The 14,932-nt window shown below is 43.7% G+C and carries 10 protein-coding genes; 7 read left to right on the top strand and 3 right to left on the bottom strand.

Translation table 11 applies throughout. The annotated features are described in order from the left end of the window. Nucleotides 1–451 precede the first annotated feature (451 nt). Both nadA and L0U88_RS12475 read left to right on the top strand, forming a co-directional pair. Nucleotides 452–1,468: a quinolinate synthase NadA gene (nadA, locus tag L0U88_RS12480; RefSeq protein WP_234866396.1), complete on the top strand. Its 1,017-nt coding sequence runs from the start codon at nt 452–454 to the stop codon at nt 1,466–1,468. A 159-nt stretch (nt 1,469–1,627) separates the two neighbouring features. Further along, nucleotides 1,628–2,758 (top strand): DEAD/DEAH box helicase, encoded by a 1,131-nt coding sequence (locus tag L0U88_RS12475; RefSeq protein WP_234866395.1) that lies wholly within the window; start codon nt 1,628–1,630, stop codon nt 2,756–2,758. Between the two features lie 69 nt (nt 2,759–2,827). Here L0U88_RS12475 and mnmG read toward each other — a convergent pair whose 3' ends face one another. Together mnmG and ybeY are read right to left on the bottom strand one after the other, a co-directional pair. After that, the gene (mnmG, locus tag L0U88_RS12470) at nt 2,828–4,696 is read right to left on the bottom strand and encodes a tRNA uridine-5-carboxymethylaminomethyl(34) synthesis enzyme MnmG (RefSeq protein WP_234866394.1); all 1,869 of its coding nucleotides are present in this window, start codon (nt 4,694–4,696) and stop codon (nt 2,828–2,830) included. A 382-nt stretch (nt 4,697–5,078) separates the two neighbouring features. Continuing rightward, entirely contained in the window at nt 5,079–5,522 is a 444-nt protein-coding gene (ybeY, locus tag L0U88_RS12465; RefSeq protein WP_234866393.1) for an rRNA maturation RNase YbeY, read from the bottom strand. Between the two features lie 25 nt (nt 5,523–5,547). Here ybeY and L0U88_RS12460 point away from each other — a divergent pair, with 25 nt between their 5' ends. The 3 genes from L0U88_RS12460 to L0U88_RS12450 are packed head-to-tail and all read left to right on the top strand — an operon-like array spanning nt 5,548 to nt 7,274. Further along, complete coding sequence (locus L0U88_RS12460) at nt 5,548–5,802, top strand: FeoA family protein (protein ID WP_234866392.1); 255 nt, start codon at nt 5,548–5,550, stop codon at nt 5,800–5,802. An 8-nt stretch (nt 5,803–5,810) separates the two neighbouring features. Next, complete coding sequence (gene nadD / locus L0U88_RS12455) at nt 5,811–6,380, top strand: nicotinate (nicotinamide) nucleotide adenylyltransferase (RefSeq protein ID WP_234866391.1); 570 nt, start codon at nt 5,811–5,813, stop codon at nt 6,378–6,380. A gap of 24 nt (nt 6,381–6,404) precedes the next feature. Continuing rightward, nucleotides 6,405–7,274, top strand: coding sequence for a serine hydrolase (locus tag L0U88_RS12450; protein ID WP_234866390.1), 870 nt, complete (start codon nt 6,405–6,407; stop codon nt 7,272–7,274). Between the two features lie 51 nt (nt 7,275–7,325). Here the strand turns inward: L0U88_RS12450 and L0U88_RS12445 are convergent, their stop codons facing one another. Next, a complete protein-coding gene (locus L0U88_RS12445; protein WP_234866389.1) occupies nt 7,326–8,693 on the bottom strand; it encodes a deoxyguanosinetriphosphate triphosphohydrolase in 1,368 nt (455 codons plus the stop codon). A gap of 62 nt (nt 8,694–8,755) precedes the next feature. On the opposite strand from L0U88_RS12445, the gene L0U88_RS12440 reads away from it, so the two are divergent. Together L0U88_RS12440 and L0U88_RS12435 are read left to right on the top strand one after the other, a co-directional pair. Beyond that, nucleotides 8,756–11,995, top strand: coding sequence for a UvrD-helicase domain-containing protein (locus tag L0U88_RS12440; protein ID WP_234866388.1), 3,240 nt, complete (start codon nt 8,756–8,758; stop codon nt 11,993–11,995). A 16-nt stretch (nt 11,996–12,011) separates the two neighbouring features. Then, the gene (locus L0U88_RS12435) at nt 12,012–14,918 is read left to right on the top strand and encodes a PD-(D/E)XK nuclease family protein (RefSeq protein ID WP_234866387.1); all 2,907 of its coding nucleotides are present in this window, start codon (nt 12,012–12,014) and stop codon (nt 14,916–14,918) included. The last annotated feature ends 14 nt before the right edge of the window (nt 14,919–14,932 follow it).

Below are 14,932 nucleotides of genomic sequence, written 5' to 3'. Positions count from 1 at the left end.
TTGAGGGTGATTCACCAATAAAAATCCATGTCCAATCAACTTTTCATTGAAAAATCCGGAAACGTGAAACTAAAATTCACAGGTATTTGTGGATCTCTTTAAAAATTGGTGGAAAAGCCGGGTTTTGGAGATTTTAAATCGGGGATAGATTTGGAATAAGTAAGTGCAGGGGGAGAATTGGTTCGGGAGGAGTGGAACAAGTGCTGATTTATTCAATCTGAACTAACAGGAAGGTAGTAGTTTTGTTATACAGTGGTACAGAAATCCACTGCTGTGAATAAGGAGGCAAAACCGCGATGATGAACCGAATTCAGTAGGTTTGTAACATGTGGAAAGCTGTGGATAAGCTGATGATCTTAAGATTTCCAACTTATTTAAAAGATCTTATCCCCATATCCACAGCCCTAATAGTAATAGGTTATTTTTTTAAAAATATTATATATTATATACTATGGCAGTTATTAACATGGAAGAAGCGAGAAAAAATGTATCCCGTGTTGGCTTTCTGGATATAGAAATTGATCCCACGCTGGATTTATTCCATGAGATTGAACGCCTTAAAAAAGAAAAGAACGCTATTCTCCTGGCGCATTATTACCAGGAGCCGGATATTCAGGATGTTGCAGATTATATTGGGGATAGCCTGGGGCTGGCGCAGCAGGCAGAGAAAACCACGGCTGATATCATCGTTTTTGCCGGGGTTCATTTTATGGCCGAGACTGCAAAAATTTTAAACCCTACCAAGAAAGTCCTGTTACCTGATTTAAATGCCGGTTGTTCACTGGCTGATTCAGCACCGGCTGACAGGTTTCGTGCATTTAAGGAACAGCATCCCAATCATATCGTAATCTCCTACATTAATTGTACGGCAGATATAAAAGCGCTGAGTGACATCATTTGCACCAGCAGCAATGCGGAAAAGATCATTGAAAGCTTACCGGCTGATCAACCGATCATTTTTGCTCCCGATAAAAATTTAGGTGCTTATCTGAATAAGAAATCTGGAAGAAATATGGTTTTATGGGACGGTGCCTGTATGGTACATGAAATTTTTAGTTTGGAAAAAATTACCAAATTGAAAGTGCGTCATCCGGAAGCCAAGTTGATTGCACATCCTGAATGTGAGGAACCCTTGCTTAAGATTGCTGATTTCATTGGAAGTACCACTCAGTTGTTGAAATATACACAACAGGATCCTTCCTCTTCTTATATTGTTGCTACTGAAACTGGCATCCTGCACCAGATGCAAAAAGCGAGTGCGGGTAAAACCTTTATTCCTGCACCTCCTAATAACAGTTGCGCTTGCAATGATTGTCCGTATATGAAACTGAATACGCTGGAGAAATTGTATTTGTGTATGGAATATGAGACCCCAGAAATTCTGATGGATGAGCAATTGCGACTGGCTGCCAAAAAGCCAATTGAGCGGATGCTGGAAATCAGCAAAGCCGCCGGATTAGGTGGCTGATTTCAAATTTAACAGCTTAATCCGCTGTTAATTGATACCTTTGCATTTCTTATTCTCGTTGCCGCTATTGCGAATTCTTCTCCTACTCGTGCTGGTTGTTTCGTTTCTAAGACGCCACTGGCTTGAGTTAGCCTTCATTTTTTATTTAAAAATTTTATCGTGAGTTTTTCGCAATTAGCTATTTCAGGCTCTATTCAAAGAGCGCTGAATGATTTGGGGTATACTAATCCCACCCCTATTCAGAGTAAAGCCATTCCTATTGTTCGTCAGCGTAAGGACCTCTTGGGTTGTGCTCAAACCGGTACCGGGAAAACGGCAGGATTTGCCATACCGGTGCTGGAATTAATGGAAGAAGACAGGAAAAGTCAACCAAAACCAAGGGGCATCCAGGTATTGGTTTTAACACCTACCCGGGAATTGGCCATCCAGGTGTTGGAGAGTTTCAGGGATTATGGAAAATATCTTCCTTTCAGAAGTGTTGCCCTGTTTGGTGGAGTATCACAGGTTCCGCAGGTTCAGGAATTGAATCGTGGAGTGGATATCCTGGTTGCCACGCCAGGGCGATTATTAGACCTGATACAGCAGGGTTTACTATCATTGGATACCATCCGCTACTTTGTTCTGGATGAAGCCGACAGGATGCTGGATATGGGCTTTGTTCATGATGTGAAGCGGATCGTTCGGATGCTTCCGGTTAAAAGACAGACTTTATTCTTCTCTGCAACCATGCCTACTGAGATCAAAAAGTTGGCTGATAGTATGCTGGTTCAACCGGAAACAGTTGCTGTTCATCCCGTTTCTTCAACTACAGAACTGGTTCGTCAGGAAATATTGTTCCTGGATAAGGATTCCAAGAAAGATGTTTTGATCCCGATCCTAAAAGAAGAAGATACGGAGCGGGTATTGATTTTTACCCGGACTAAATATGGTGCGGATAAATTATCCAAATTCCTTCACAAGTCTGGTATTAGTTCTGCTGCCATTCATGGGGATAAAACCCAGGGTGCAAGGCAACGGGCTTTGTCTGAATTTAAGGAGGGAAAAATTACTGCATTGGTAGCAACTGATATCGCTGCCCGCGGAATTGATATTGATGAACTGAGTTTTGTTGTCAATTTTGAAATCCCCAATATACCTGAAACGTATGTTCACCGGATTGGCCGGACGGGCAGAGCCGGACGAAATGGTTTTGCATTATCACTATGTGATTCTACTGAACGTGCCTATTTGAAGGATATTGAGAAATTGATTGGAAAGAAAATTCCAGTCAGAAGAGCTGAATTGGTATAAACTGATTATACATTTTAAGGGCCTAAATAATATTATAAATTTATTTAATATTATTTAGGCCCTTTTCTTTTATCTTCCCATATAGACCATCAGGATTTGTACATCACTTGGATTGATGCCACTGATTCTGCTGGCCTGGCCAAGTGTTCTGGGTTTGATTCTTTTTAGTTTTTCGCGGGCTTCATTACTAATCGCTGCAACTTTTGAATAATCAAAGCTATCCGGAATTTCGAGGTTTTCCATCTGGTTCATTCTTCCCACCAGTTCTTTTTCCTTTTCTATATACACATCATATTTCAACTGGATCTCCGCCTGTTCGAGTGCATCGTTTCTGAAGCTATTCAGAGTTGATTCAAATCTAGGTACTGCCTTTACTAATTCTGTTAAACTGATATTTGGACGCAATAGAATTTGCGCGGCTTTTTGTTTTTGCTGAATGGTTGCCGATTGAATGGATTCCAGATAAGGATTAAGTTCAGCTGGTTCAAATGAGAATTCCTGCAATGTTTTTTTAACCTGTTCGGTTTGTTCCTTTTTCAAACGGACAGCATCCATTCTTTCCTGACTTGCTAATCCCATTCTGTAGCTGGCCTCGGTAAGACGTAGGTCAGCATTATCCTGGCGTAACAGGGTTCGGAATTCTGCGCGGCTGGTGAACATCCGGTAAGGTTCCTCTGTACCTTTTGAAATTAGGTCATCAATCAATACTCCAATATAGGCGTCACTTCTTTTCAGAATGAAAGGTTCTGCATTGTTGATTTTAAGATGAGCATTGATACCAGCCATTAATCCCTGGCAGGCAGCTTCTTCATATCCTGTAGTTCCGTTGATTTGTCCGGCGAAAAACAGATTCTGAATTCTTTTGGTTTCCAGGCTATAGGTCAACTGAGTAGGTGGAAAATAATCGTATTCGATGGCATAACCCGGACGGAACATCTTCGCCTTTTCAAAACCTGGAATGGATGTCAGTGCTTTATACTGAACATCCTCTGGCAGAGAGGTAGAAAATCCATTCACATAAATCTCTACTGTATTCCATCCTTCGGGTTCTACAAAGATCTGGTGTCTTTCACGATCGGCGAATCGATTGATTTTATCTTCAATACTGGGGCAGTAGCGCGGCCCAACTCCTTCAATTCTTCCTGTAAACATAGGACTTCTGTCGAACCCTGTTTTCAATAATTCATGGGTTTGGTTATTGGTATAGGTAATAAAACAACTTCTTTGATTTGCTGATTTTACCAGAGGTTGAGGCAGATAGCTAAATCCAACGATATGCTCATCCCCTTTCTGTTCTTCCATTTTGGAGTAATCCAGGCTTCTTCCATCTATCCTGGGAGGTGTTCCTGTTTTAAGACGATCCGCTTCAAAGCCCAGTTCAACGAGTTGTTCCGTGATACCAGTAGCTGCTTTTTCTGCTACTCTCCCACCACCAAAGGTTTTTTCCCCGATATGAATGATTCCATTCAGGAATGTTCCGCTGGTAACGACCACCGCTTTGGCCGGGATGGAATGTCCTAAACCCGTTATAACTCCAGCTGCTCTTCCATCTTTAATAATTAACCCCTTTACCATATCCTGGTAGAAGTCTACCTTTTGGGTTTGTTCCAGCAATTCTCTCCAGGTGGCTGCAAACAACATACGGTCGTTTTGAGCTCTGGGACTCCACATGGCCGGACCTTTTGATTGGTTTAACATGCGAAATTGTATGGTAGAGCGATCCGTAACGATACCTGAATATCCCCCAAGTGCATCTATTTCTCGCACTATCTGTCCTTTGGCTATACCACCCATGGCAGGATTGCAACTCATTTGGGCAATGGTTTGCATGTTCATGGTTACCAATAAAACAGAACTACCCATATTTGCCGCGGCAGCTGCTGCTTCACAGCCCGCATGTCCGGCCCCTACAACAATAATATCGTACTCAGGAAACATTCAAATGATTTAAGGTGCAAAAATACAGAGTTCGCGCACGCTATTGTTATTATTATGATTGTTCCACGTGGAACGAAGGGGAAGCAAGAACATGAGAGATAGAATTACTATCGCCAACTTTTGTCGTAATCTAACCGTCGTTTATATACAAGGTGAATTCGGCATAACAGGTCAATCAAATTAGATCAACCCTTATTCATTTAACTTACCCTAACTACCTATTAAGATTTAAGGGAATTGTTATTAGCAACGTTGATCTAATTAATGAGTTTTTCATTCCAGTGATGCATTCTTTTGCCTCACAATTAGTTTCATCGGAAAGCCCCTGACTATGTCCAGGTAATTGAGAATTCACTATTCTGCATGTTCCACGTGAAACAGATCAGATTTTGAAGTATAGTTCCAGGTACTCGTTTTCTTTAGCCCTCATTATGGCGACTTCTTTTGCGGACTTATCGCGGTATCCACAGAGGTGTAAAGCTCCATGAAAGATTACCCGGTGCAATTCCCGTTGAAAAGATTCTCCCATTTCCCGGGCATTTTCCTTTACCCGATCAATACTGATATAAATTTCTCCCTGGGAGGGTTGTTTTTTATCGGCTAATTCGAAGCTGATGATGTCAGTGAAATAATCGTGCTGCAGGAAACTCCGGTTGATCTCCAATAAGTACTCATCGGTACAGAATATATAGTTGAGTTCCCCCAGTGCTTTTTTCTCCCGTTGGAAGAGGGTGGCCAGGAAACTTTTTAGCTGTGTTCGGTTTGGGAACTTAAATCCGGAGGCCTGGTAGTGAAAGGAGATATTATCGGTAGCTTTGTGCATCATTTCCATAATTCGTAAAACAAATTTAATGGCCGATCGTAGTTTTGGAGAAGGAAATATGAAACGATTATCAGAAATAGGAATCGGCCGTACGGTCGTGATCAAGAGTTTTGAGAACAATGAAATATTCCTCAAACTCATGGAAATGGGATGTGTGCCCGGAGAAAAGATTCGCGTGGAACAGATTGCTCCGCTGGGTGACCCGATAGCCATTACTGTGTCGGGATACAATCTGAGCCTCCGCCTGGATGAGGCGCGTAATATTTTTGTAGAAGAACTATAGTACAGCTCATGAAAATCGGTTTGTATTTCGGTTCCTTCAATCCCATTCATACAGGCCACTGTATCGTAGCCCATCAAATGGCCTATCAGACTGATCTTCAACAGGTTTGGCTGGTAGTTTCACCTCAGAACCCTTTCAAACCTTCCAATGGTCTTTTAAATGAATATCACCGCCTGCATCTGGCAAAGCTAGCTATCCAGGGTATTGACCGGTTACGAGCTACAGATATTGAATTTCATTTGCCCAGGCCTTCCTACACCATTGATACCCTGATTTATCTCGAAGAGAAATTTCCCCAGCACGAATTCAGTGTCGTGATGGGAAGCGACGGTTTACAAAACCTGCATAAATGGAAAAATGCGGAAACCCTGGTTCAGCGGACCGATTTTTATGTTTACCCCAGGCCAGGATTCCCGCTTAGTACTTCCCTCAAAGCAAACATAACAGCCGTAAACGCTCCCCTACTGGATATCTCTGCCACATTTATCCGTGATCAGATCAAAGCAGGAAATGATATTCACTACCTGGTTCCTGAACCGGTACGGGAAGAAATTGAGAAAAATGGTTATTATCGCTAAACCCAGGATAAATAAACCTTTACTATGTTTAACAGATTTTGCTATGCTCTCCTAATTATTTGTATTTCAATCAGTTCCGTTGCACAGAAAACAGACAGGAAACTGGAGGACAAACTCCGCCAACTTACGGCGGATTTCAAAGGAGATGTTGGCATTTATATAAAGCAGCTTACAACAGGCAAAACGGTGGCCATTCAGGCGGATAGCATTTTCCCAACCGCCAGTATGGTCAAGATTCCCATTTTGATTGGCATCATGGACAAGCTCAACAAAAAGGAGCTGTCCTACCACCAACCCCTGATCTACAAAGATTCCCTCCTTTATGAAGGAGAAGATATACTGGGCTCGTTCAAGGACGGTGAAACCATTCAACTGGCGAAGATCATGATGCTGATGATGACCACCAGTGATAATACTGCCAGTTTATGGCTGCAATCTTTGGCTGGTACCGGAAGCAGAATTAATGAGCTCATGGCGCAACTCGGCTTAGAACATACCCGCGTGAATTCAAGAACACCTGGTAGAAAAGATAATCAGCAGATCTATGGATGGGGACAAACAACACCTCGCGAAATGGTGACCCTGATGGAAATGATTTATCGCGGACAAGTGATTGATAAAGCCGCTTCGGATCAGATGCTTCGCATCATGGGAAGAAATTTCTGGGATGAAGAAGCAATTTCTGTTCACCCGCCCACTGTTTTCATTGCCTCCAAAAATGGTGCGGTGAATGCATCCAGGAGTGAAACGCTGCTGGTGATGGCGCCAAAAGGTCCTTATATCTTCTCCATTATTACCAAAAACCAGCAGGATCAAAGCTGGGAACCCGAAAACGAAGGCTGGGTGCTGGCCAGAAAAGTGGCTGCACTGCTTTGGGAGAAATATGGAAAGTGAGACAACAGAAGTAAGAAGTGAGATTTTAGAAGTGAGAATTGAGACGAGGAATTACGTGTGGCGGGGTAAACTGATGCCGTGCAGGTTTTTGTACAATTCCATCGCATAGGAATCAGTCATGCCAGCAATAAAATCAACCACATTTAATGCCTTTACATAATTGCCCGCTCCTTCTTCCCGGTATTGATCCGGTAATAACTGCAATACTTTCTTCTCCCTGTGACTCGGCCGCTGGTTCAATACAGCCGGAATAAAATGACTCAGGAGGGAATGCATCACTTCATATCCTGCCAGTTCAATTTTTACCACCGTTTCATGATTGTAAATGCGCTTCATAGTTATACTGTTGATTTCTTTCAGAGCCGCTCCCATAGCGGGTTCCATATCATCCAGTAGAGATCGGTTATACATACCTGTTAGTAAAACAGATTCATTTTTCATGAAATTCTGAACCGCTGTTTCCACCAGCAGGTTGATCGACATAGCCCTGAGAAAGGCCAGTTGTTCACGGGAATCGCCTTTCAATTTATCCAGCGTCACATGAATTCGATCCATGCGTTCCTTTCTTCCTGTTTCCAGCAGATTCACCAATGCTTCCACAGCAGTTTTGCTATCGAGTATGCCTAACCGATGTGCATCTTCCCAATCAATCACCCGATAACAGATATCATCCGCAGCCTCCACCAGGTACACAAAGGGATGTCTTCTGAAGACCAGTGGATCTTCCTGTTCTGCCACCATACCAAGGGTTTCCGCCACTTTTCTGAAACTCTCCTGCTCCGACTGAAAAAATCCATATTTCTTCCGGTGCACTGCTGACCCATCTGCTGCAAGCGAAGCACAAGGATATTTGGCAATCGCCGCCAATGTGCTATAGGTTAACTGATAACCACCCTGCTGGCGATTCGCATAATGATGCGTGAGAATCCGGAAGGAATTGGCATTACCCTCAAAATGAGTCAGATCCTGCCATTCCGCTTCATTGAAATGTTCACGAAGAGAAATCCCATTTAACGTTTCTGCTGCCGCATCAGTAAAATAAGCTGATATGGCAGACTCACCGGAATGCCCGAATGCAGGGTTCCCGATATCATGGGCCAGGCAGGCAGCAGCTATCACGCTCGACAAATCAGCCTGGTAAAATTCCCGCGCAGCCGGAGCTGCCAGATCAGCCAGTTCCTGTCCCACCAACTTTCCAAGTGAACGCCCCACACTCGCCACTTCCAGCGAATGCGTCAACCGGTTATGAACAAGTACAGGTCCGGGTAATGGAAATACCTGCGTTTTATCCTGCAACCGACGGAACGCAGCAGAAAAGATCAGGCGATCAAAATCACGCTCATAGGCAGTTCTGGCCTGGTCTGACCGATATTCCTGACCAAATCGTGCATTTGTAAAACAGGTATTCCAATTCATCATGCTGCAAATGTAGGGTCCCTTTTAGCAATTATTGATAAGTTTGGGCAGCTTAACTCCGCTTCATGTTAAACAGCGCCCCCCTTCATATTTACAGAGCTTCAGCAGGATCAGGAAAAACATTTTTACTCGCTTCTGAATACCTCTGCCTCTTATTTGAGAATCCGTATAAATACCGGGAGATCCTGGCTGTTACGTTTACCAATAAGGCGACGGAAGAAATGAAAGAAAGGATCCTGGGCGAGTTAAAAAAAATCGCCACCGGAACTTCAACTCCATATAGTCGTATCATCCAGCAAAGATTTCCGGACTTAGAGGATACTGCTGCTTTACAGGCTGCCGCAGACCGTATTTACAGAACTATCCTGCACGACTATGCGAAGTTCTCTGTATCAACTATTGATAGTTTTGTTCAGCAGGTTATCCGGTCCTTTGCTTTTGAAATTGGCCTGGATGCCGGTTTTGAATTACAATTAAACCAGGATATTGTAAAAGAAGAATTAGCAAATCGCCTTTTTGAATTGTTGGAATCCAGCCAGGAATTATTAGACTGGATCCGATCCATCGCCATAGATAGAATTGATGCGGGACAAAACTGGGATTTCAGATCGGAGCTGCTATCACTGGCCAGTGAAATTTTCCAGGAACGCTTTTATCGCTTTGAGCAGAATATGCGTAACCTGGAAAACCCGACTGCCGCTTTCGATATGCTTAAAAAATCCATGCAGGATCTTGTGAAAAAGGTGGAGGAAACCATGCGGAATTTCGGCCAGCAGGGAAACGACATCATACAAAATGCAGGGATCGATGCTTCTTTCTTTTCCAGAGGTAATAAGGGTTTTATTGCCTATTTCACTAAAATTCAAAAGAAAGATTACAAAGCCACCGTTACTGTGCAGGATGCTCGTGACAACCCCGACAAATGGACTACGGCCAAAGCAGCTCCGGAAATTAAAGAAGCAGTTGCCAACATCTACCCTGCTCTTAATACCTGCCTGGCCCTGGCACTTGATTATTACGAAGCGAAGGCCTTCTCCTATCAGACAGCCAAAGCCATTCTTCGCAAACTGAATAACCTCAGCTTATTGCGCATACTCGCGGATCAGCTGGGTGATTACCGCCGCGATAATAATGTGCTCCTGATATCTGATACCCAGCAACTATTAAGAGAACTGGTGAAAGACAATGAGGTTCCCTTCATTTATGAAAAAATCGGAAACCGCTATCAGCATTTTCTGCTGGATGAATTCCAGGATACTAGCCGCTTTCAATGGGATAATTTCAAACCCTTACTGGAACAGTCTGTTGCTGTTGGTGCCTATAACCTCGTGGTAGGTGATGTGAAACAATCCATTTACCGGTGGAGAAATGGCGACTGGCGATTACTTCAATCACAGGTGAAACAGGATATCGGTACCCGACTGGTGCAGGAAGCCAGTCTGCAGGAAAATTATAGGAGTCGGGGTTCTATTATTGATTTTAATAATACCTTGTTCAGCCGCATTCCTGCTTTACTTCAACAGGACTTCTCGAATGAAATGAGCCAGGTGCAGGATTCCTCCATCCAGGAGCGCCTTCACAGCAATTCCTATTTCACGATCATCGAAGAAGCATATAAAGATGTGATGCAGGAAAAGCCGGCAAACTGCCAACAGGGCGGCAGGGTGGAAATACAATTCTTTGAAAAAGAAAATTCACAAGCACCCAGTTCCTGGAAACCGGCAGCGGAAGCCCGACTCTGTGAACTGATTGATGAACTGCTGCTACAGAAAAAATTGAAGCCTGAACAACTGGCAATACTTACCCGCAACAATGCGGATGCACGCAGAATCATCAATGTATTGCTGGAACACAAACAAAAATCAGGCAGTGTACACGATTATAAACTGGTGTCCTCTGACGCCCTGCTGATCAGCGCCTCCCCTGCTATTCAATTATTACTGGCTGCTTTCCGCTATCTCCTGAATGAAAAAGATGATATCGCAAGAGTGGAGCTTGTACAAGCGAATGCGATACGGCAACAAGTATCCATAACCGAAAAAACATTGTATCGAAGAGATATCAATCACCAGCTCTCCCTACTGCCTGCAGCATTTATCGGGGAAAAGAACCGGATTGCACAGTCATCCCTATACGAAGCAACAGAAATCCTGATCGCGCTGTTTGAACTGGATGCATGGGAAAATGAACAACCCTATATTCTTGCATTCCGCGACCTGGTAAATACGTTCAGCACCAAAGGCAAACCCTCTATACGTGATTTCATACTCTGGTGGAAAGAAGATGGAGAAAAAAGAGCCTTACCGCTTTCATCTGCTTCCAACGCCATACAGATACTGACCATTCATAAATCAAAGGGACTTGCTTTTGATGTAGTGTTGTTACCGTATACAGATTGGAAATTGAAATCGGATAAGGGCTTATTATGGTGTGATTGGAAAGATGATTCATCAGAGCTGGAAGTTTTGCCTGTTGACATTCAATCCTCCTTAGCAGAAACTGCGTTTGCCTATGAGTATTTTGAAGAAATGCTGATGAGCAGGATGGATGCACTTAACCTGCTCTATGTGGCATTGACACGCGCACGCCAGGGAATTTATATGATGGCACCAGTTCCTGCTGCATCAAAAAAAGATCAAAGCATGACTACAATTGCTGAACTGATCTATGAAGGAATCAATCAAACAAACCCCTTTGTTATTGAAGGAGATCTCGAACGGGATGATACAGTGCCTGCTATGGAAAATGACCTGGTGCTTCCAAAGACTCCAGGCTCCCTCAGGCAGGTTGCTTTATTGAGAGAACCAGCCAGGGAAGAACAGCTGTTAAGGTTGCATCCTACCGAGCAACAGAAAATCGGACAACTGGCTCACCTGGTATTGTCCAGAATTTCAGCAGCAAAAGAATTGACTCCCTGCCTGCACCGAATGCAGATGGAAGGCAGTATCAATTCAGCACAACTAGAACAGGTGAAAGCCTATGTAGAGGAAGTATTTGAACAGGATCAGCTGGGGAAATGGTTAAGCGGAACATATAAAGTACTGAATGAAAAATCCATCCTGTTGCCCGGAGGTGCAGTGAGAAGACCCGATAAAATCCTGGCGGGGGAACAGGAAACCATCCTGCTCGATTTTAAATTCACTCAGGAATCCAACCCATCACATGCGAGACAGTTAAAGGAATACAGGGAGTTGCTGGAACAGATGGGCTTTCCTGCAGTACAGGCTTTTGTTTATTATGGTTATAACAAATCCCTGGTACCTCTACATGCCCTGCCTCACCAACAGGGAAAATTATTCGGTTAATGGTTAATGAATCAGTATGAGTTTTCTAAAGACAGTTGCAGCCCATTTATATGAACGATTTGGAAATAATATTGCAGATTGTGCAATCATCTTTCCGAATAAACGTCCGGCTATTTATTTCAGACAACAGCTTGGCCAGTTGGTAGACCGCCCCATTTGGAGCCCGGATTTATTTACCATTCATGAATTTATCCAGGAATCTACCAACCGCTTACCGGCAGACCGACTGCTTTGTTCCTTTTTATTGTATGAAGCGTATTCCAAAGTTTGGTCAGATCAGCAGTTACTACCGGTTAGCTATGAACGCTTTTATCCGCTGGGTGAAATCTTACTGAATGATTTTACGGAACTCGAATCAAATGCTGTATCAATAAAAGATATTTACAGCAACCTGGCAGAGTTGGCAGCCATTGACCAGGGACTTGATTATTTAACGGAAGAGCAATTGGAGTATTTACAACGCTTCTGGAAAAACTTTTCAGTTGAACGTCTGAGTAAACAAAAGGAACGTTTTCTGCAATTGTGGAAACACCTGCCCGCAATATTTGAATTATTCCGAACCGAACTGGAGCAAAGGGGATTGATTACAACCGGTATGATCTACCGGAGCCTTGTTACTGAAGCATACGACCGAAAAGATTTTCCAACCAGATGGAAACACCTCGTATTTGTTGGCTTTAATGCATTGAACCGATCCGAGTTGCAGGCATTAAAAAAATGGGAAGAACAGGGGATCGCATTGTTTTACTTTGATACCGATACACATTATATAGATGATGAACTGCAGGAAGCTGGTCGATTCTTAAGAAGAAATCTTTCCCTTTTCACCAACCAGTTATCAACGGGGAACAACATACGAAGAACAGATCGTTCGATTCAATTGATTGCCGCAGAAGGAAATGCCGCGCAGGTTAGAATGTTGCCTGCATTGCTGGAGAATGTTCCCGGTATAAAAGAAGAACCCGAACAAACCGCGATTTTGCTGGCAGATGAAAACCAGTTATTACCGGTTTTGCACGCGCTGCCTGATTGGACAGACAAGGTAAATATAACCATGGGGTATGGCCTGGTGCAATCGCCCCTGTATTCACTGATGCAAACCATCATCCGGATACAGGAATCACTCTGGCAAAACAAAGGGCGATCTGTTTATTACCAACCGCTTTTGCAGTTGGTACAACATCCCTATCTGTACCAGCTTCCGGAAGCAGCTGAAATTGCAGCAACTGTTTTGCAGAAAGCCCTGGTAAGTATTCCTGCTGCAAGCTGGGAAAAGCTGGAAGAACCCAGGCTAAAAAAATGCCTGACGCTCATACAGCACCCGATAGAAATTATTTCCCTGATCCGCGATATACTGGAAGATCACCTGGCAACTTTTGTGGAGGGTGAAGCTACCGACCTGCAATCACAATTGATTCATGCAGCACATGCACAATTAAACCGGCTGGAAGATTTACTCATCGAAAGAAAAGAAGAGCTAAGCCTTTCCTTTATTTCCGAGCTGATACTACAGGTAATGCGATCCCAATCCGTACCGCTGGAAGGCGAACCACTCCGCGGCTTACAGATCATGGGACTACTGGAGAGTCGCGCGCTCGATTTCAAACACATCATCCTGTTGAATGTAAACGAAGGGATACTTCCAAAGAAAGCAGTTGCTCCTACCCTGATTCCTGATAGCATTCGAAGAGCCTATGGATTAAGTGTGCTTGAAAACCAGGATGCGATTTTTGCCTATGTTTTTTATCGCCTCCTGCAAAGAAGCCAATCGGTTTCCTGCCTGTATAATACAGCTGTGGATGAAAAAGGTATGGCTGAACAGAGTCGTTTTCTGACACAGATTGAATATGAAACCGGCATCCCGATCCTTCGGAAATCGGTTAAGATGGATATTAACCCCAAAGCGAAAGAGCCCATCGTAATTGAAAAGGATGATGCGGTAATGCGCACGTTGAATAAGTACACCGGAGAAGAGGTGATTTTGAGTCCGTCTGCATTGAACACCTATATCGATTGCCGCCTGCGCTTTTACTTTCAAAACCTGCAGGGCATTCGCGAGCCGGAGGAAAGAGAAGAAGAAATTTCGCCACGCGTACTCGGTAATTTTCTGCATCGCGCAATGGAGTTTCTTTACAAAGGACTGGAAGAAAAAAAAGGAAATAAGTGGGTGGAGCCCGGAGATTTTGAATGGCTCAATAGCCAGATTGATAACTATCTCAAGCAAGCACTGGGCCTGGAACTGGCAAAAGACCGCAACCATGTGGTGGATTATACCGGTACCCTTCGCATCGTTGAAGAAGTGGTGAAGATTTATATTGAAGAGGTATTGAAACAGGATAAACGCTGGGCTCCTTTTGAGATGGTAGACCAGGAATGGAAAATTGCTCACCCGGTTCAACTGGACGTGGAAGGCAGACGTATTACCATTCGCTTGGGTGGATTTATTGACCGGCTCGACAGAAAGGATGGTGTCTACCGGATCATTGATTATAAAACCGGAAACGATAAAAAAGAATTTCGGTCTGTGCAGGATTTGTTTACTCGGGACCGTACAGACCGAAACAAGGCAGCTTTGCAAACCCTTTTGTATGCGGAATTACTGGGTAAGCAGCTGGAACAACAGCCAAAATCGGGAGCTGCTCCTGACTGGATGCAGTCACATGTTGGTACCGCCAGGGTACAGGCCGGACTCTATAATGTTCGCCAAATGCGAAGCGAAGGACCTGAGTTCGACTGGCGACTATCAGAGAGCGCTGCCAAAACCAAACTGGATGATCACCGGATTAAGGAGATCGGTACTGAACTCATGGATTCCCTCCAGTGGGTATTAAGTGAAATTTTTACCAGGGATCAGCCATTTGATCAAACAGAGCGTCGGGAAAAATGCGAATATTGTCCTTATCAAAAAATCTGTGGCCGATAAAATCAATTAACTGA

This window comes from Flavihumibacter fluminis (assembly GCF_021491375.1).
Classification (GTDB): domain Bacteria; phylum Bacteroidota; class Bacteroidia; order Chitinophagales; family Chitinophagaceae; genus Flavihumibacter; species Flavihumibacter fluminis.
This window is presented reverse-complemented; position numbering and strand designations above follow the sequence as displayed.